The organism is Cupriavidus sp. Met-2 (assembly GCF_049843575.1).
Taxonomy (GTDB): Bacteria; Pseudomonadota; Gammaproteobacteria; order Burkholderiales; family Burkholderiaceae; genus Cupriavidus; species Cupriavidus metallidurans.
The window spans coordinates 209,080-226,667 of record NZ_JBBHZL010000002.1 but is presented as its reverse complement, the minus strand read 5'-3'; the positions used below and the strand labels follow the sequence as shown (position 1 = coordinate 226,667).

General features: G+C 61.6%; 28 protein-coding genes. 15 read left to right on the top strand and 13 right to left on the bottom strand.

Going from position 1 to position 17,588, the window contains the following annotated elements:
• Window positions 1-40: 40 nt before the first annotated feature.
• From WD006_RS06305 to WD006_RS06250, 12 genes are all read right to left on the bottom strand, one after another.
• A complete protein-coding gene (locus tag WD006_RS06305) occupies window positions 41-1,270 on the bottom strand; it encodes an Arm DNA-binding domain-containing protein (protein ID WP_029307738.1) in 1,230 nt (409 codons plus the stop codon).
• 223 nt (window positions 1,271-1,493) lie between these two features.
• On the bottom strand, window positions 1,494-2,000 hold the full coding sequence (locus WD006_RS06300) for a hypothetical protein (RefSeq protein ID WP_196765216.1): 507 nt from the start codon (window positions 1,998-2,000) through the stop codon (window positions 1,494-1,496).
• Window positions 2,001-2,152: 152 nt separating this feature from the next.
• Entirely contained in the window at window positions 2,153-3,307 is a 1,155-nt protein-coding gene (locus tag WD006_RS06295) for a DNA-methyltransferase (RefSeq protein ID WP_029307740.1), read from the bottom strand.
• Window positions 3,307-4,536, bottom strand: coding sequence for a Lar family restriction alleviation protein (locus WD006_RS06290; RefSeq protein WP_029307741.1), 1,230 nt, complete (start codon window positions 4,534-4,536; stop codon window positions 3,307-3,309). Before WD006_RS06290 ends, WD006_RS06295 begins: the two co-directional genes overlap by 1 nt.
• Before the next feature lie 10 nt (window positions 4,537-4,546).
• Window positions 4,547-4,948, bottom strand: a complete 402-nt coding sequence (locus WD006_RS06285) for a hypothetical protein (RefSeq protein WP_029307742.1) — start codon at window positions 4,946-4,948, stop codon at window positions 4,547-4,549.
• Between the two features lie 91 nt (window positions 4,949-5,039).
• The gene (locus WD006_RS06280) at window positions 5,040-5,549 is read right to left on the bottom strand and encodes a hypothetical protein (protein WP_029307743.1); all 510 of its coding nucleotides are present in this window, start codon (window positions 5,547-5,549) and stop codon (window positions 5,040-5,042) included.
• Entirely contained in the window at window positions 5,546-6,190 is a 645-nt protein-coding gene (locus WD006_RS06275) for a hypothetical protein (protein WP_029307744.1), read from the bottom strand. The genes WD006_RS06280 and WD006_RS06275 overlap by 4 nt, the downstream gene beginning before the upstream one ends.
• Entirely contained in the window at window positions 6,187-6,486 is a 300-nt protein-coding gene (locus WD006_RS06270; protein ID WP_029307745.1) for a hypothetical protein, read from the bottom strand. Before WD006_RS06270 ends, WD006_RS06275 begins: the two co-directional genes overlap by 4 nt.
• A gap of 111 nt (window positions 6,487-6,597) precedes the next feature.
• On the bottom strand, window positions 6,598-6,723 hold the full coding sequence (locus WD006_RS06265; protein WP_267880318.1) for a hypothetical protein: 126 nt from the start codon (window positions 6,721-6,723) through the stop codon (window positions 6,598-6,600).
• Window positions 6,720-6,956 (bottom strand): hypothetical protein, encoded by a 237-nt coding sequence (locus WD006_RS06260; RefSeq protein WP_029307746.1) that lies wholly within the window; start codon window positions 6,954-6,956, stop codon window positions 6,720-6,722. The genes WD006_RS06265 and WD006_RS06260 overlap by 4 nt, the downstream gene beginning before the upstream one ends.
• Window positions 6,953-7,393 (bottom strand): hypothetical protein, encoded by a 441-nt coding sequence (locus tag WD006_RS06255; protein ID WP_029307747.1) that lies wholly within the window; start codon window positions 7,391-7,393, stop codon window positions 6,953-6,955. The genes WD006_RS06260 and WD006_RS06255 overlap by 4 nt, the downstream gene beginning before the upstream one ends.
• A gap of 594 nt (window positions 7,394-7,987) precedes the next feature.
• Complete coding sequence (locus WD006_RS06250) at window positions 7,988-8,524, bottom strand: helix-turn-helix domain-containing protein (RefSeq protein WP_141192886.1); 537 nt, start codon at window positions 8,522-8,524, stop codon at window positions 7,988-7,990.
• 81 nt (window positions 8,525-8,605) lie between these two features.
• Between WD006_RS06250 and WD006_RS06245 the strand changes: the two genes are divergently transcribed.
• The 13 genes from WD006_RS06245 (at window position 8,606) to WD006_RS06185 (ending at window position 14,915) form a co-directional block, all read left to right on the top strand.
• On the top strand, window positions 8,606-8,836 hold the full coding sequence (locus tag WD006_RS06245; RefSeq protein WP_029307749.1) for a transcriptional regulator: 231 nt from the start codon (window positions 8,606-8,608) through the stop codon (window positions 8,834-8,836).
• Window positions 8,837-9,346: 510 nt separating this feature from the next.
• Window positions 9,347-9,571, top strand: coding sequence for a hypothetical protein (locus tag WD006_RS06240; protein WP_029307751.1), 225 nt, complete (start codon window positions 9,347-9,349; stop codon window positions 9,569-9,571).
• Window positions 9,568-9,813, top strand: a complete 246-nt coding sequence (locus WD006_RS06235; RefSeq protein ID WP_029307752.1) for a hypothetical protein — start codon at window positions 9,568-9,570, stop codon at window positions 9,811-9,813. The genes WD006_RS06240 and WD006_RS06235 overlap by 4 nt, the downstream gene beginning before the upstream one ends.
• Complete coding sequence (locus WD006_RS06230; RefSeq protein WP_155734920.1) at window positions 9,810-9,983, top strand: hypothetical protein; 174 nt, start codon at window positions 9,810-9,812, stop codon at window positions 9,981-9,983. Before WD006_RS06235 ends, WD006_RS06230 begins: the two co-directional genes overlap by 4 nt.
• Window positions 9,984-9,991: 8 nt before the next feature.
• Window positions 9,992-10,285, top strand: a complete 294-nt coding sequence (locus WD006_RS06225; RefSeq protein WP_029307753.1) for a helix-turn-helix domain-containing protein — start codon at window positions 9,992-9,994, stop codon at window positions 10,283-10,285.
• The gene (locus WD006_RS06220; RefSeq protein WP_029307754.1) at window positions 10,285-11,280 is read left to right on the top strand and encodes a phosphoadenosine phosphosulfate reductase family protein; all 996 of its coding nucleotides are present in this window, start codon (window positions 10,285-10,287) and stop codon (window positions 11,278-11,280) included. Before WD006_RS06225 ends, WD006_RS06220 begins: the two co-directional genes overlap by 1 nt.
• Window positions 11,277-11,642, top strand: a complete 366-nt coding sequence (locus WD006_RS06215) for a nuclease domain-containing protein (RefSeq protein ID WP_029307755.1) — start codon at window positions 11,277-11,279, stop codon at window positions 11,640-11,642. The genes WD006_RS06220 and WD006_RS06215 overlap by 4 nt, the downstream gene beginning before the upstream one ends.
• Complete coding sequence (locus WD006_RS06210; protein ID WP_051723095.1) at window positions 11,639-12,604, top strand: helix-turn-helix domain-containing protein; 966 nt, start codon at window positions 11,639-11,641, stop codon at window positions 12,602-12,604. The genes WD006_RS06215 and WD006_RS06210 overlap by 4 nt, the downstream gene beginning before the upstream one ends.
• A 170-nt stretch (window positions 12,605-12,774) precedes the next feature.
• Window positions 12,775-12,963, top strand: coding sequence for a DUF7696 family protein (locus WD006_RS06205; protein ID WP_029307757.1), 189 nt, complete (start codon window positions 12,775-12,777; stop codon window positions 12,961-12,963).
• Entirely contained in the window at window positions 12,906-13,265 is a 360-nt protein-coding gene (locus WD006_RS06200; protein ID WP_035832720.1) for a DUF1064 domain-containing protein, read from the top strand. Before WD006_RS06205 ends, WD006_RS06200 begins: the two co-directional genes overlap by 58 nt.
• Window positions 13,266-13,463: 198 nt before the next feature.
• Window positions 13,464-13,997: a hypothetical protein gene (locus WD006_RS06195; RefSeq protein ID WP_029307759.1), complete on the top strand. Its 534-nt coding sequence runs from the start codon at window positions 13,464-13,466 to the stop codon at window positions 13,995-13,997.
• Window positions 13,994-14,266 carry a hypothetical protein gene (locus tag WD006_RS06190; RefSeq protein WP_051723098.1) on the top strand — a complete coding sequence of 91 codons (273 nt, stop codon included), beginning with the start codon at window positions 13,994-13,996 and terminating at the stop codon, window positions 14,264-14,266. Before WD006_RS06195 ends, WD006_RS06190 begins: the two co-directional genes overlap by 4 nt.
• 10 nt (window positions 14,267-14,276) lie before the next feature.
• Window positions 14,277-14,915 carry a hypothetical protein gene (locus tag WD006_RS06185; protein WP_029307761.1) on the top strand — a complete coding sequence of 213 codons (639 nt, stop codon included), beginning with the start codon at window positions 14,277-14,279 and terminating at the stop codon, window positions 14,913-14,915.
• On the opposite strand, the gene WD006_RS06180 is transcribed toward WD006_RS06185, so the two are convergent.
• The gene (locus WD006_RS06180) at window positions 14,908-15,918 is read right to left on the bottom strand and encodes a hypothetical protein (RefSeq protein WP_152567222.1); all 1,011 of its coding nucleotides are present in this window, start codon (window positions 15,916-15,918) and stop codon (window positions 14,908-14,910) included. The genes WD006_RS06185 and WD006_RS06180 overlap by 8 nt on opposite strands.
• 574 nt (window positions 15,919-16,492) lie before the next feature.
• On the opposite strand from WD006_RS06180, the gene WD006_RS06175 reads away from it, so the two are divergent.
• Both WD006_RS06175 and WD006_RS06170 read left to right on the top strand, forming a co-directional pair.
• Window positions 16,493-16,834, top strand: coding sequence for an HNH endonuclease (locus tag WD006_RS06175; RefSeq protein ID WP_029307763.1), 342 nt, complete (start codon window positions 16,493-16,495; stop codon window positions 16,832-16,834).
• Between the two features lie 233 nt (window positions 16,835-17,067).
• Complete coding sequence (locus WD006_RS06170) at window positions 17,068-17,586, top strand: terminase small subunit (protein ID WP_029307764.1); 519 nt, start codon at window positions 17,068-17,070, stop codon at window positions 17,584-17,586.
• Window positions 17,587-17,588: the final 2 nt, after the last annotated feature.

Sequence of the window (17,588 nt, the reverse complement as noted above, 5' to 3'; positions counted from 1 at the left end):
TTATAAATCAATGCTCTAGGCTGCTGATACTGGCAAAAATTTAGCCAGTTTTTGCCGGTTTGGCTGCCGATTTGCCAGCATTTTTGCCAGCATTTGCAGCGAACTTCTTCACGGCCCGATTCCCCGCCTCGGCGTCAGCCGACGGCATCCAGCGGCCATACACGCGGGCGATCATCGTCCAGTCAGCGTGCCCCATCTGCTTTGCCACCCACATCGGGTGTTCCCCGGCCGACAGCATCATCGAGGCGTACGTGTGCCTGGTCTGGTACGGGTTTCGGTACCGGACGCCGGCGCGCTTCAGCGCTGACCGCCAGATGCGCCAGATCTGGTGCGACCCCGAAAACCGCTCCCCCGCGTTCGTCTTGAAAACTGGCCCGTCCAACTCAGCCAAGAAGGTGAGTGGCTTCTGCGCCTCCAGCGCGGCGGCGGCCGGCGCCAGCAGGCGGATGTCGCGGCGCCCGGCGTTCGTCTTGGGAAACTCAACCACACCCTTGGCTTCACGGGTCAGCGCGCGACGGACGCGCACATAGCCCTCCACGAAATCGATGTCGGACCAGTTCAGCGCGATCAGCTCGGACGTGCGCATGCCGGTCCACAGGGCGAACTGGATCATGTTGGAGTCGCCCGTACGCAGCTTTTCCAGCACGGCTGACTGCTCGGCGGGCGACAGCGGGTCGATTTCGTCGGTGTCCTCGCCATCCGGCGCCGGGCGCTCGGCGCGGGCGTAGGTGTAGCCGGCGATGGGGTTTGCATCGATGATCTCGTCGGCGGCAGCATCGCCCAGGGCGGAGCGCATGCAGCTCTGGATGTTCGACAGCCGCTTGTTGGAGACCTTCTTTTCCTTGGCGTCATCGATGACTGCCAGCCAATCCCGGATGGCTGCGCGCTTCAGCTCGGAGAGCGGCAGCTTGCCAAATTTGGGGATGACCCAGCGGTTCACGATCAGCTCATAGCCGGTGTAGGTGGAGGCCTTGAGCTCGACCTTCTTCCGTTTCAGCCAGGTGTCGAAATAGGACTCGACCGTGAGGGCGTCGCCGGGACGCTCCGCCAGTTCCGCCGCATGCTTGGACTGGGGGAAGGTCTCGGCGTAGTTGAACTCGCCTTTCTCGATCGCGTGCATGATCGCGGCGCGGAACTGCTCTAGCTTTCGAGTATTGGCAGGCGAGGGCTTCGTCCGGATACGCTCGCGACACCGCTTCCCCTTGAAAGGGAAGGTGATTTCATAGCTGGAGTCTGAAACGATAGCGACTCCTGTCCCTTTTCGACCCATTTTTCGTATCCGGCGAGGTCCATCAGAATTTTCTTCGAGCCAGGGGCATAGCGCCAGACGCCGCCCTCGGGCCAGATGCCCTTGCATTTCCGCGTGTAGACAGCTGCCGCCGTGAGGCCGGTCAGTTCGCAGAACTTGGCGATTGTTACAAAGCGTACCATGGCGTCCTATCTCAGCCCCCAGTGGCGGGCGGTCAGTTCGATGATGCGTTGCGCTGCTTCGGTCACTGCAATTCCTGTTCTGCCTGCCGCATGGCGGCTGTGAGCTGGGCCATCTCGTCGTGCGAGCCACCGGGGCGGTCCGGATGAGCGGCCTGGGCCCGCCGGCGATACGCCGCACGGACAGCGGCCAGGTCTCGCTCCGCAGCGGGGACGCCGATCACTTCGCGCCAGGTGCGCGCGGCTGCCGGCGAGGGCAGCGACGTGAAACCGGTGAATGCCCGGTCGAGGATTTGCGCGCCACCGTGCCGCTCGATCGCACGCAGCGCTTCCAACGTCGCGGCGATCGCGGCAAGGTTGTCGGCAACCCTCCGGTATTGGTCGATCGCCATGACGCGTCGATCGCCATTCTTCGTTTCCCAATACACGGCCACGCCGGGATCTTCAGGCGCCTTCTGATCCGATCGCGGCAGACCATCGAGGCGTGTCGTGATGTTGGTTGAGATCACAATATCGTCACGCCAGATGCTGAGCCTCCCCAGTTCATCGAGAACGCGCTCGACGCCTTGCATGACAGTCAGTTCCGCTGAGAACTTCGAGTTCCGCCGCGAATTAAAGCGTCCAGCCTGGCGGGCATAGCTTTTCGTGCGTGGCCAGCCTTCGGGCCAGCAGAGAGGGTAGGCGGGGATCATGGATGGAAATTTGTGGTTCTGAATAATTTGGTCTAAACGGAAGGTGCTTCGAGCACCAGTCCCGGCTGCCGCGTGCGCTCGGTCTGCAGCGAGATGTAATCCGGGTTCAGTTCGGCACCCAGCCAGCGGCGGCCGAGCCGCTGCGCGACGCTGGCCACCGTGCCGGAGCCCATGAACGGATCGAATACGATGTCGCCGGGCCGGCTGCCGGCCAAGATGCATGGCTCGACCAGAGCTTCGGGAAAAGTGGCGAAATGCGCGCCGCTGTATGACTGCGTCGGGATGGTCCAAACGGAGCGGCGGTTGCGCTCGGTCGGCATGATTGCCATGGCCTGGTTGAAGCTCGCATTGTTCTTCACGCGCGGCTTCGGCTCGGCGTCATATCCTCGGCCAAAGCCGACGCCAGTGCCGGGATAGACTTTCCGCTTTGCCGTGTAGCGGCCGTCGATCTCTTCGTGTTTGCGATCTGTACCGGTCGCCCACCCTGCCGGAGTGCGGCCCACGGCTTTCATGTTGCCGTTCGTCTTGGCGCCTCCATTGGCGCGCGTACTGCCAACCTGTGCCTGCACGTCCTGCGACAGCCTGGCGTGCGTGTTCGAGCTGACCGGCTCGAGCACCGCCTGCTGATCATAGAAGTACTTCTCGCTCTTCGTCATCAGGAACAGGTATTCATGCGCTTTGGTGCAGCGATCGCGCACGCTCTCCGGCATGGGATTGGGCTTGTGCCAGATGATGTCCTGCCGGAGCCACCAGCCGGCATCCTGCAGCGCGAAGGCGAGGCGCCACGGCTGACCAACCAGATCCTTCGGTTTCAGACCTTCCACGCGCACGTCGCTGCGCGGAATCGGCGCGTCATCACGCCGGCGGCTGGCGATCATCGCTCGTGCTTCGGTTGCGGCCGGCGACGGTCCCCATGCTGCACCGCGCGTGCCGGCATAGCTGTCGCCCATGTTCAGCCACAGTGTTCCGTCGTCGGTCAGCAGCTGGCGGCAGAGGTCGAAGACCTCCACCATGCTGGTGATGAATTCTGGCAGGGAGGCCTCCAGCCCCAGCTGTCCGTCGACGCCATAGTCGCGGAGCCCCCAGTACGGCGGGCTCGTGACGATGCACTGCACGCGCACGCCGTCGGCGATTAGCGATCGCATAACGCGGCGGCAGTCGCCCTGATAGCAGCGATCCAGTTCCATCACGCCTCTCCCCCTCCCGACTGCTCGCGGGACATGGCGGCGTCGATGGCGGCGCTTGCAGTGCTATAGCCACGCCCTTCGGTGGCGTTGTTCGGCAAGCAGAACCATGCTTCTTTGCGTTCCCACAGGCGGTGTGTATGGACGTGTTCGATCATCCATTGATACCGCTCCGTATCCCTCTTGTCGCTCTCTCCCGCAGGGTGGGTGTAGATGGGCACAAGGCCGCCGATTCTGTCGGCAATGCGCTTGGTCCGCGTGAAGTAGTTACCGCCTGATGGTTGCGCGTAGCCGAATGGCACTGCTCCCGCATCGGCCTGTACCTGCTGGGCGAGCAACGCCTCGCCAAACTGGCGCATGATGGCCAGAACGGTTGACCGCTTGAATTCCACTGTTCCGGGATAGCGATTCATCAGGAATTGCAGGCGATTCGATTCGCCCAACGCCTCGCGCTCATCCTGCTGCGCCGATGCGGCCTTTGCGCGAGCAATGACACGTTGCAGGTTATCTAGCGTGCTGCTGGGCTCGCCATCCTTCACCACGTTCAGGCGATATACGCACTCGACGTGCTCCAGCGAACGCAGCATGTCATCGAATACGCTGCAAGTTGGCTGCACCCCCGCGCCCATTTCCCCAGGCTGGCGAGGGGCGGCATATGCTCGAATCGCGTCCGCAACCTGCTGAGGATCGCAGATCGACCCACCGGGCACACACGCACGGATCAGGGCTTCAGCGTCGAAGGTCGCGGGCTGGCGAGGGGCGGCGAGGATGGCGGCACGAGCAAACCGCGTCAGCCCTTGCGGCGTGAAGGTGACTTCCTTCAGTTCCTCTTCTTCCCAGAAGGTGTTGCGGGCGAACCTATCCGCCATGTCGAAAATCTGCTCATCCGTCAGCCCATCCCCCGCCTGTTGCGGGGCGCTCGGGGCGGAAAGAACAGAGTTGCGCCATTGACGCGCCATCAATGCGGCTTCGTGCCAGTCGGATGGCTGACTCGTCTGGGCGGCTTTCATGTACGCCGTGTCAAACGCTTCAAGCAGCGCCCCACCTTGCGGCTGCGGGGCGGCGCGTCGGTTCCACTGCTCGATAGCGTCAGTTGCGTTTCCCCATCCACCTTCAGCGCCGCAGACATGGCACATGACAGCCCAATTAACCTTGGACTGTTGCATTACCCCCGCCTCACCGCCGCAGAACGGGCACGGCAGCAATTCGCTGGCGTTGGTGTTGTCGGTCATTTTCTTCTCCTTAGAACCATGCGGCAGCCACATCTCGGTGCGGCGTCCATGTCCTCATGTGCTTCGCGTGACGCTGTTGCGCCTCTTCGCTTGCCTGTTCCTCCGCAGACAAGTGCTTGACGATGGAGAGCAATCGCTTCTCCCCGCGTGGCTGCGGTGCATCTGGCTGGCATCCGGTTGCGAACGCAGCGACTTGATGCGTGTAGTTGTCGACCCATATCCACCGGGCGATGTAGACGAGCCCGGCATTGCGCAGTTCTTGCAAGCGCTTCCGGGTCGTTCCATCGGTCCCGCCTGAATGCTTGCTGATCTGCTCGATCGTCGCCGTACCGTGCGCGCCGACGAAGGCAATGATGCTGTCGAGCACCGCCTGTTTCGCTGCCGTTTGCTTCGCGTGGCCGGCGTTTAGCATGTTGCCCTCCGGCTCATCTTGTCGGAGCGCGCGCGGCGAACCTGGCCATCAAGCTCGGCGCTATGTTTCATGATCATGGTTCGACCCTCGATCAGTTCGGTTGCCGACCGACTGCGTCGCGGCCCTTGGGTGCATGCTTCCACCACTGAGCAGGCTTCCCGCTGGCGCCATAGTCGAAGGGCGTGAACACCTGGCCGCCGGCGGCACCGCGATCACGCAGGAAGCCCCATGGTTTGACGTCCTTGGCCGGAACGATGAACAGCGACCAGACCTCGCGCGGCGTATGGACACCGATCAGCGGGCCGGGAGCCAGGATCACGCGATGGAACGTGTCACCGGTCAGGAAGTTGAACCAGCGCACAGCACGCGTGCCGCTGCGGGTGGCCTCGTAGTACCAGCCGCGCAGGATGAAGGACATGGCCCAGCGCCACGGGTGGTCGTGGAGACCACGATCGGGGTCAGACCCGACGAAGCGGTGCAGGTAGAAGCGGATACCGAAGAGCGCGCACACGAAGTAGCGCTCCAGGTAGGGGCGGTCGGCCTCGCAGATGATCTTGCAGGGGCGGCCAGCGGAGTATGCGAGCAAGAGGCGGCGGATCATGCGGCCTCCTTTGCCGGCGCCATGGCAGCGTCGTACTGGCGGATTGCCCAAGCAATGGCGTACAGATTCCAGATGAATCGAAAGGTGTACTCGTCGCAGTTCCATTCCCAGCAATCCTCGAACAGGCGCGGGAAATCCTTGTCTTCAAAGTCGTTCAGGCGTGACCAGACGCTGGTATCCCCGTCGCAGGCATAGTCCAGGACGTCGTTTTGCACCTCCTGCAACAGCTCGGCTTTTAGTTCCGCCGAGATACCGCGGCCTTCGCAGTAGTCGTCGATACGTTCCTTGACGCGCTTTTCGAAAGTCTCGGCATCGAAGCGCTTCGCCGCGCCGTTCCCATATCCATCGCAGGAAACTGCCTGCAGCTTCTCGCACCAATAGCCTTCGTTGATGTAGAGCTTGGTGGGGTCGCCGCGGTCGTCCGTGCGGAAGAACTCGAACATGTCAGAGAGACGCGAGAACACGTACGTGCCGCAGTCGCCCTTGATACAAAGAGTGCCGTGCCACGTCAGGATCTCGAACCAGTAGCTACTGGAATCGGGCTGACGGAATTTGATGTGCCGGTTGACGCCATCATCACGGATGACGGTCATTGCGTGCTTGGCGACATCGCTTTCAAATCTGGCCTGGGTGCAGGTCATCGGTACAGTCTCCCGTGGATCTGTTTGATCATTTCGAATTCAGCGGCGGTGACGTTGACCACCTGGCTGCGGTTGCGGCGCTCCTTCAGGCTGCGGACGAGCTCGATCTCGGCAGACTTGAGGGCGCTGGTATCGATCAGCCGGATGACGCGGTCGAGCATCGTGTGTGGGCTGACCGCGGTGGTTTGTGCTTGGCGTTGCATCCAGCGGTGATTGAGATAGGCGCCCACGCCGAGCGCGACGAATGGTGCAAGCAGGGCCGGCGCAACGGCGAGGACGGTGGTTAAAGTCGGCATCGGGTCAGTGCAGGCGCACCAGGACGGGCGCGCCATTGATCCAGCGGCCGGTGACCTTGAAGCCTTCGGCGCGACGGGCGCGCACGTACTCCTCCCAGGTAATGTCGGGATTCATGACTGCCTCCAGATAGGGGTAGCGGTAGGGGCGTCCGGATTGAGTTCGGCGTAGATGCCGGACAGGGCGATGGCGCTGAATGCAACAGCAAACCAGAAACCGATGGCGCGGAGGAGCTTCACGCTGCGCTCCCGGTGGCTCTTGCGATGACGGCCGCGCGCTCGTGATAGCGGGTGGTGCCTTTGCCGTCGACGCCGTCGCGGGCGTTGCGTTCAGCCCAGACGTCTTTCTGGGTAACGGACATCAGCTGCAGGCCGTTCTGGATGATCCGGTGGGCGTGCTGCAGCTCGCGGAGCAGATCGGCGCTGCAGTTGGTGACGGCCGCTTGGCGCAGGGAGGCTTGATCGGGTGTCATGCGGCCTCCGCAGACGTGGCAGCAGGTTCCGACGTGTTCTCGGCTTCGATGCGAGCAAGGGCCTTCGCGTCGATGGAGATGCGCACGCGCAGGCGCCCCTTCTTGAGAGTGATGCGGGTCCAGATGCTCTCGTCGCGTTCCACTTCTTTGAAGCCGACAACAAGGAGTGCCTTGTACAGGCGCGCATCAGCGTCGAAGACTGAGGATGTGGAGATGGAGATCGCGCCCCTATCAAAAAAGCGGCCGTCGACCTGGCTGCCGTAGAGCGTGTAGCCGGCGGCCTTCAGTGCTGCGTGCTCGGCTTCAAGCAACGCCAGCGCGGCGTCTGCCTTCTGCAGATCCTTCAGGCGGCTGCGATGACGGGCCTCTTCCCAGGCAACCGCCTGCTTACGGAGCGGCATTGCAAGGATCTGATCGTGAGTGGGGAACTTGGCCATGACTCAGACCCACCCGCGCGACGAGGCGAAAGCGAACGCAGCGACAACGCCGAGCGTCCACAACATGATTCCGATAGGTACGAGCAGGTCCATCCCCTCATCTCCCGTTTTGTGTAACGATGAGGGGAGTCTACAAACAAATATGTAGTTCGGCAAGAACCAAACAGAAAATTTTGTTTTCTAGCGGAGGCGCTCCTTCCGAGCGAGCGTCGACGCCAAGTCGCTCGCGTGTTCCATAGCCAAGAGGGAGGAGCTCGCGTATGCCCCAAACATTTGCGCGATGTAGGTTCCGTCCTCGCATCGACGGATGACGATCATGTCGTCCTGCGCCCCCGGTGGTACCGGCGGGCGATGCCTTGAGAGCCGATCTTTTCGATAGGCGCCAAGGTTCACTACTTTTGCCATTGCTGAGACCCCTTCTGCCGCCGGATTCTCAGGGCCCGGCGATCGATACTGGGGGACACAGATAGCGGGAAGGCTGCGGGTGAATAACCCCGCGAAAGCGGTATGCAGCGCATCTTGCCGGTGTGGCGGCAGATCGCTCTGTATGGCTACGGCAAACAAAAAGCCCGCTCTAGGCGGGCTTCTGATCGGTCATCCGTGTGAGTGGCGCTTTCGGGATACGTCCTTGAGTTCCGCCTTCCCGCCTGCAACAACTACCGGTTCGCGCTGGTCGTTGGGGCGCTCATCAAGGGGTCGTGTGTCCAGCTCTTGGAGGTAGGCGAGGGCTTTGGTCAGGCTGGATCCCGATAGCTTCGCCAGGATCGACTGCGCAATCTGGCGCTGGGTCGCCTCTAGTAGTTGGTGGGGCGCGCCCTGAGAGTCATCCGGTCGGCGGTGCTTGGATTCAACGACGATTACAGCGCCATCGGAGTCTCGCCCTTCGACGTCGAAGCCGTCGGGGCCTGGGCCGGTCCCATAGGTCAGCCACTGAACATCTACGTCCAACACCTGGGCAATTCGAGCTGAGTACTTGCTGGACTTCGCGTTCTTGTTCGGGTCCAGGAGGTGCTGAATGCTCTGCGGCTTGCACCCCATTCCCACGCGCCGAGCCAACTCGCTCTGGTCGTGGTTTGGGCTCAGGCCACGCGTGGTCATGGCCAAGTAGAGGCGGTCTGCATAGGTCGACATACACAGCATTTTGTTATGCCGTCTTGCAAAAGGGACGGTAGCGTGCTACAAATCTATGTGTAGACACGATAGGGCATCCGAATGCAAGACAGTCCGTGGCAAAAAGCCGTCCGCCTTGCGCACTCACAGGAAAAGTTGGGTGCGCTGTTGGGTGTGACCCAGCAGACGATCTCGTACTACGTCGAGAAAGGTGGCCCGATTCCAGCGAAGTACTGGCGAGCTTTGGAAACGTCGCTAGGGCTGCCTCGTCAGGAACAGCGTCCGGAAGACTGGCAGGAATACTGGCCCGAACTGGCTGCGTCCGTTCAATAGGAGCCTCAGTTTCCCGTCTGGCCGTCTTCCAGTGCTTGTGCGATGCGTTCCAGTCGCGCAAGAAGTTCACGAGTTGTGCGGATGCAGTCCTGTAGTGCTGGGCGTTGGTCGACTGGCTGGCGTCGGCCCCGATGGGGTTTGCCTTTTCCAGTCGCGAGCCACTGAGCGGAAACGCCAAGCGCGCGAGCGATGGCTTCGGTGTGGCGGCTCCCGGTCGCGTTGCGGTTCGGGTCAGCCAGGTACTGAATCGATTGGTACTGGACGCCGATGCGCTGAGCCAGAGCGCGCCGGGATGTCGGCGGCTCTGTCTGTTGCATTGCCCAGCGGAGGCGTTCGGCGTACGTGTACATGCGGTCGAGTTTGTCATTGCCTCTGTGCAGATTTGTCTGTGTTTTGCCGGCAGATCGTTCTGCCACCTTGGGCGAGCTAAGCCCAGTCAATCAGTAAGTCCTCGGGGGGAACCCCGCGATTCGCGGCATTTGCCGCTGCAACACCAGGAAGGAAAAGACCATGTCCCGTCGATCCGAGTACCGCAACGAAGTTAAGACGCGCCTCAGCGACGACGACTACGCCGCGCTCCAGGCATTCAAGGCGATGAGTGGGTTTGACTCCGACTCTGCCGCCCTCCAGCGCGCTGTACGACTCGCGTTGCGTGGTGCTGTAGGAACTTTGCCCGTGTCGCTCGTTGGCGTCAGTGCCGAAGTGGCCCAACTTGGGACGCAGGTGCACGCATGAGTGGTGAGCGCAAAACTCCAGATCTGGAGCGGAAGATCCTCAGCGTTGCGCTTTCGACGGAAGAGGCGGCGGACATGGTCATGCGGGCCGGTAAAGAGGGCACGCCGGTTGCCGATTTCCTTGGAACCCAGGTGCGGCGCGGGGCTTACGGGCACATGTATGCCGAGACGGTGGCCGCACAACTGCGTCCCAATCTGGGACATGTAGGGACAGGCAGGGACGCGAGGGAGGGCGACGCGTGATTCACGAGCTGATGCCGCGCGCAGATCTGCGCGAGCAGGGCGCCCAAGCCTTTCGCCGCGGGGAGTCCGAGGCGGATAACCCGCACTGGCCGCCCGGCACAGACGCTCACTTGGAGTGGAACTTCGGCTTCAAGGACGCGCAGTACAGACCCACCACCCAGCACGACTAGGAGAGGGCATGCACACGCAAGTCGCTCACACCAGCATCCGCAATTACGACCGTATGCGGTCATCTGGCCAGTTGGGCCGGGTCCAGCAGGAAATCATGGCAGTCATCGACGTCTGGCCGCGTGACTACTCCCTCAAGGAAATCGCCGAGGCTACCGGCCTGGCCATCAACACGGTCAGCGGCCGGGTCAACGAGCTGCGCCAGCTGGGTCAGCTCGAGCAAGGGCCGCAGCGCGCGTGCAAGGTCACTGGCAGGACGATCCGCCCGGTGCGCCGCCCGCATCCGCAGGGGGCGCTGTTCTGATGTCGATCGTTCACGTCGTCTCGATGTCGGGTGGCAAGGACAGTACAGCCACGGCCATCCTCGCGCTGGAGCAGCACGGTAAGGATGCCTGCCGGTTCGTCTTTGCGGACACCGGCAACGAGCACGAAGCCACCTATGAGTACGCGCTGGGCTATCTGCCGTCCGCGCTGGGGATCAAGGTGGACGTGGTGCGCGCTGACTTCACCGACGAATTTGCAACGAAGCGCGCCAATCTGGGGCGCCTGGCGGCCGGCGAGCCGGAGACGGCTGTCTATGGTCGGCGGCAGTTCAAGTACTCCTGGACGCCAGAGGCCGCCGCGCGCGCGCTCGAGCTCCTTCACCCGACGGGCAATCCGTACCTGGACATGTGCCTGGTCAAGGGTGGCTTTCCTTCCCGGAAGCGTCAGTTCTGCACCGATTACCTCAAGACGCAGCCATTGACTGCCTACGCGGTCGAACTGCTCGACGCTGGCCACGCCGTTTGGTCGTGGCAAGGCGTCCGCATTGACGAGAGCCATTCCCGTCGCGTGCGGCTGCAGGGCACTGGCGCTTGCGTGAAGGCATTCGAGGAGGTCGGTGGCGGCCTGTTCAACTACCGCCCGATCCTCCGCTGGAAGGTACAGGACGTCTTCCAGGCACATGAGCTGGCCGGCATCAAGCCGAATCCGCTGTATCTGCAGGGGATGGACCGTGTGGGCTGCATGCCTTGCATCAATTGCAGCAAAGGTGAGCTGCGGGAGATTGCTCGCCGCTTCCCGGCCGAGGTCGAACGCATCGCGGCATGGGAGCGGTTGGTGTCAGAGGTATGCCGCCCGCGATCCCCAGTTTCGTTTTTCCACTTGGGGGCGAAGGGCCACGCCGGTCAGTCGTCGACCATTCATTCAGTCGTGGAGTGGAGTCGGACCGGCCGCGGTGGACGCCAATACGACTTGCTTGTTATGGCTGAGCTGGAATCCCCGGCTCAGTGCTCATCTGCCTACGGACTCTGCGAATGACAGCCCTTGTTGTAGTTATCGCCAACGGCAAGTCCGCCCGTGTCAACCCGTTGCTGCATCCGGACATGCTCTGTCACGGCCAGCAGTGCTATCTCCACTTCCCAGGCATCTGCCGGAACAACCCCGACACCGTGGTGCCGGCCCACTCCAACCAGCTGAAGCACGGCAAGGGGAAGAGCATCAAGGCCAATGATCTGATGACGGTGCCAGCCTGCTTCCAGTGCCACTACGAACTCGATCAGGGGAAACGCTTCTCGAAGGGGCAGAAGAGCCTGTGCTGGGATGAGGCATACGACCGGTGGGCGGCATATCGCCTGAAAATGTATGGCGTGCCGGCGGCGCGCATTGAGGAGGCCGCTTGAGCACCATCATCATGTCCAAGTGCTGGGATCTGGAAATGCCGCCGACCCAGAAGTCGGTGCTGATCTCGCTGGCGGACAACGCCAACGACCAGGGCGTTTGCTGGCCATCGATCCCGACGATCTCTCGCCGTACCTGTTTCTCGGAGCGCGCCGTTCAGAACGCCATCAAGTGGCTGGAGCGCTATCACCTGCTGAAGGCAGACCGCTCGAATGGTCGCCACACCAGCTACACGCTCACGCCGGGGGAGTACCTCATGGAAACCCCCGCAGCAGATGCACCGGCGCAGCAAATGCACGGGCGCAGGAAATTCGCTGGCGCAGCAGATGCACCAACCCCCGCAGGAAATGCCGGGGTACCCCCGCAGCAGGTGCGCCAACCCCCGCAGCAGGTGCCGTCTAACCGTAAAGAACCATCAACTGAACCGTCAGGGAACCGTCAACGCGCGTCCGCCAAGAGCGGAAAGACCGCGAAGACACCGGCCTTGTTCGAACGGCTGTGGCTGGCCTATCCCCGGAAGCAAGGCAAGGCGGACGCCGAAAAGGCATTTGGCAAGCTGGCCGCCGACGAGGCGCTGCTCGAGCAGATGCTGGCGGCGATTGCGGTGCAGGCGGCCAGCGCCGAGTGGCGGGAGGAGGGCGGCAAGTTCATTCCGCACTGCTCGACCTGGTTGAACGGCCAGCGGTGGCTCGACGAAGGTGTGACCGTGGCCGAGGGAACGGCAGAGGATGCCTCCGAATGGTGGCAAAGCTCGACGGGCATCGAAGCGAAGGGCGCGACCTGCTGGCGCGCGCGAAAGTCGGGCGAGGATTTCCAGCGATACAAGGTTGGCGTGTTCAAGGCGGCTGGCGAGGGCCCGTGGCGCCAGGCGCTGCTTGCGGACCTGTTGCGCACCAAGAGTTCGATCTACGTCGACGTGCATGTGTACTTCTACGGCCATCCGCCGGCGGAGGGGCAGGCATGAGGTGGCTGATCGTTGTTGATGCCGCCGTGCTGATTGTCCTGGGCGGCGTCATATCGGGTTTGCTCGGCGCGTCAGTGCTTCAGAGCAGCCTCCTGGGCGGCTCGCTGGGATGGTTGTACGCGCGGCTTATGGCGGGAGGGTGGAAGTGAGTATGTGGGGGCAGTGGGCAAATGCGAACGGACGAGGCCTGGCGGCACGAGTGCGAGGTGCAGTGGCTGGCAGGAAGGCCGGGGCAGGAGATCGCGGACTACCTGCGCAAGGTGGAGAACAAGCGGGGGCGGCCGACGGCGGACAAGTTGGCATCGGACGTCCGAGCGGTAAGGCGGACAAACCGAGCAAGTACGGCAACGAGCGGGTGATGTTCCAGGGGGAGGTTTTCGACAGCAAGCGCGAACTGGAGCGCTACTGCCATCTGCGGATCCTCCAGCGGGCCGGCCAGATCCAGCAGCTGCAGCGCCAGGTGGAATTCATCCTCGCACCGGCGGTGGTCATCGATGGGCGGAAGCGCCCGCCGCTCAAGTACGTGGCGGACTTCACCTACGTGGAACGCGGCGCCGCGGAGAGGACTGTGGAGGACGTGAAGGGCGTCATCACCAAGGAATACCGAATCAAGCGTCACCTGATGGCAGCCATGGGAATCCAGATCAAGGAGGTGCGGTGATGGGTTGGAGCCTTGGATTCGACGAGGACATTCACTTCGCTGCCCGTGCGGCGAATACGGTTCTAATCGCCGCAGAATCTGCGGTGAATGTGTGGCGTAGCGAGGAGCGGAAGGTATGAGCTCCGCCGACATCTGCGACGTGTTCGCTTGCCTAGTGATGCTGGCCATTGCCGGCTCAATCCTGTGGGGGATGGTTCGATGACTGCCAGATGGACCAAAGAGGATGACGAGTTCCTCGAGCAGGGCTATCGAGATGGCCTGTCCGGGCAGGTGATTGCCGATCGACTGGGGCGCACACGGACTGGTATTCACATGCGCGCGATCAGGCTGGGTTTGCGGGTGCTGGATGAGCGTGGTGACAAGTCGCCGCAGTGGATTGCTATCCAGAAGCTCTGCGCGGATGGGGTAGGGCGGTCCGCAGCTGAGATTGCGGACGCCATTGGCGCAAATCGCGAGAACATCGCGCGGCTCATGCTTTATCGACATGAGAAGGGCTATGCCCATGTGGAGCGCTACCTGACTGGGCGGCCGGGCAAGGCATTGCCGGTCTGGCTTCCATTCCCAGGCGATGACGTTCCATACCCCGCCTCTAGCCGCAATGCTCAAAAGCAGAAGCGGTGTCGTGCACGCAAGCCGGTTGCGGTAGTCGAGCGGCGGGAGGCCGCGCCAGTCCCTCCACCAGACCAGCACGAGATCATCCGCGCACTGTTCGGTATGGGAGCAGCAGCATGACTGAACGACAGAAGGGCGGCGAGTTGGCGCGGCTGGCCGGCATGTGGTGTGGCAATCCGGAGTTCCGCCGCATGGTGGCAGACAGGACCGGTAGGTCGTGTGAGACGGCTGGCGAGGCCAGGGCCTACATCCTGGAGCGGTGCGGCATCGAATCCCGGGCGCAGTTGGACCACGTGCCGGCGGCAGAGGCCAAGTTTCACGCTAGCGTGCGCCTGCCATGGGTGCGCTGGCAGCAGGGCGCAAGACAACAGAACCACTTCACGAGATAACCAGGCCATCATGACCGAGACCGAGATCCTATTCACCAGCGCGGACAGCGCTCTCCGCTTTGCTTTCTCGTACTCGACGCAGCAGTACAGCCCGACGCCGATGGCGCGGGCGATGCGCGGCGGCAATGTTGGCACCGGCAAGGGGCTGGTGGGGGTGGACGGCGCAGGGCAGGCGGGGATGATCCAGGCGGAACTGAAGGAATTCAGTGAACTCGACCGGTCGCTGCTCATTGCTCAGTTCGCGCCTGTCGAGTTGCCCTGCGATTGCACCAGGGCGTGCTGCTCTGGCAACCGCCCGAATGTGGAGTGGGCGGACGCGATCAGCTATCTGACTGACCATACCACCTACCTGTTCGCCGGCCACCTGTCCAGCTACAGACTTAGACGGACGCTGGTCGAGCGGCATTTCGGTGCGCACCGGGATATTCACGGGAAGAAGCTGACGATCGAGCGGCTGGCGCAGCAGTGCGAGATCCACAGACAGACTGTCTCGACGCACCACCAGAAGCTGATGGCCTACTTTCGGGGCACGAAGGGCGTGAATGGCTCGGTTGGTGTCCAGGCAATCGCCCTACAACGCGCCAACGAGTTGCTCCGCGATCGAGGTCTTGTGGGGGAGGTGGATGCGATGCTCGCTATCTCTACTTAGGAAGGGCATCCGGCCAATTGGTGCGGATGAAATTCATGGTGGTTTCTGCTTTGAACTCTTCGGAGAAGTCGGTTCGTTTATAGCGTTCGGAGAACCCTTCCAGTCCGACAATTTCAATTTCATGACTATTGTAGTCAACCAGCATGAATAGAGGGGTTGTCGTTACCGGCTTTGGTGCGTTTCGCGACAACAGAACGGTTGTCGTCAACCCGCCGTAAAGGCGGATGAACGCCATAACGGCATATCTTCCGGCTTTCGCCTTCGCGCTGCAAATAGCAACGATGTGTCTATCAGACGGTACGTGGCTGAACGCGTCCTTTTCTTGTTGGCTGATCACCACCATGGGGCTTCCATGCACGATGCCACTCTTCACGCGGCTGAACGCGTGGTGCCTCGCGTAGTCTTCCTCGAAGATGTAGATCAAAAAATTCATGGCTATCTTGGCGTAGGTGCGCCGATAGTGATCAAGATTAATGGAGAGCGAAGTTTGGACGACCGGGTTCGGGGAATCCTGGTAGTTCAGCGTATCGGGGAGGGTGGCGGCAAATGCAGCTCGACGGGCTTGGCTGAGTAGGGACCCGACGTCATCCTCCTGCGCTGCCCGGAGAACCAGCTGACCGGTCGACTTCTGAAAGAGCCGAGGGCTGGCGTGGTTGGCGCTTTCTCGATTGTCTTTGAGGGGCTCGACCCATACACAAGATCTTGGCGGGCTGTCTCCCGTATGCCTTCCAGAGGGTATGTAGCTGTTCCCATCCCAAAGATATGATTCAATCGAATACGTGTTGCTTCCGTTTGTAGCAATTTTCCGCACAGAATCGATCTTCTCGGTTGAGAAGATGGCGCGCGCTTTTTCTAAGAATGCTTTCGGCTTGCCGCTCGCGCCTCCAGTAAAGCCGACATCGCCGTTCCGATGAAGCAAGAACTGCATCAGCATGTTTGGTTGCCCCTTTGCATGAATCTCTGCCTCGGCAACCGTGCCATCCTCAAGAACTACGGTCGTCATCTTGGTGTCCATCCGCGGCTTGGAGACCTTGCTTCCTCGACGTCTGCTGTGTTCCTGGAGTAGTACGCGAGCGAAGGCGTTGGGGGATGATCGCATGAAGCTCGCTTCCATCTTGGAGAACCGCACCTCATTGCACTCTATACATACAAGGTTCTTGAGCAGAAACCTTGCATTGTCCCCTCCCAAACCTGCAGGGAACAAATGCTCATCTGAGAACGGTCCCGGGCTGTCACAATAGATGCAGGTCTGCGGTGTCATTGTTGTGGCGACCGAAAAATCATCAGGATACCCGTATCAGGTCCGTCGACCCTTACTTTGCACTTGACCTTTCGACATTATGTGTCGAAAATAGACCTCATTCTGATACGCCGCAGAATTGCACCCAAAGCCCGCTCAGCGAAAGCCAGCGGGCTTTTTGCTTTGGGGTTTGCCATGTTCCTGCCTATCTCCTACTTCCTATTGTGGGGGATGTGGCCGCAGGTCTGGTGGCCCAACACGCCTGTCTCCTCCCGGTAGTTGCATCGGGTTTGGGTATGCCGGCCGCTGGCTGCCGTACCTGTTTCTTCTTCGCGCCATGAGCCGCCTTACCACTCTGAAGCCTCGCCTCATCGCGCTGAAGGAGGACCGCGTGGCCATCACGAATGGTGGCGGCTGGCGAAGTAGAGGGATGAGTAGCAATGAGCGTGGCTATGGCCACAAGTGGCAGAAAGCACGGGCAGCGTGGCTGCGTGAGCATCCTCTGTGTGTGTACTGCCACGAGGAAGGGAGGACGACAGCTGCTGACCTGGTGGACCACATCATCCCGCATCGTGGTGATCAGAGACTGTTCTGGAGTCGATCGAACTGGCAGAGCCTATGCGGGCCCTGCCACAGCGGACGCAAGGCACGTGAGGAACGAGCAGCCGGCCTGCGTTGAGCCTGCCAGCGGGCTCCGGTGGGCCTTGTCGCCTGGGCGGGGGTATCGAAAGTCTGGGGTCGGCCGGGGGCAAGACCGCCAGTTTCCTCACGCGCAGAAAATATCCCGTCCGACGAACTTGTTAATGGTTTAACACGGCAGCCGCGTTAAGAGCACGCCGCAAGTCATTGAGCGCAAACGGAAAACGTCATGCGCGATGTTTAACATTTGAACCGCTTTGAGCGGGCATTAACATGGCTCTCACCGGCAAAAAACAGAAATTTGCCGAGGCCAAGGGAAGAGGGCTGTCCAACAAGGACGCTGCGATCGCAGCGGGCTACAGCGCGAGCTCAGCGGCTGCTTCGGGTTCCCGTCTTGCGAAGGATCCCGACGTGCTCGCGCACCTGGATCGAAAGAAGCGGGCGGCGGCCGCAAAGAAGCCAGCTCCACCAGCGAAGACGCTTCCGAGTAAGGATCCGGCTACCCTGGAAGCTGAAACATTAGACGATGAGACTGCGATCGCCTCCTTCGACTGGGAGCAGGCAACTCGGTTTGGTGACCCGAAGGCATTTCTGAAGGCGGTCATGAACGACGTCGAGACGGAGCCCAAGCTGCGAGTGTTCGCAGCGAAGGAGCTAATGCCGTACTTCCACAAGAAGCTGGGCGATACCGGCAAGAAAGAGCAGGCGGCAGCTGATGCCAAGAAGGCGGCCAGCCGGTTCGCGCCGGCGGCGCCGCCTAAGCTGGTCGCGGCGGGCGGCAAGAAGGTGTGAGT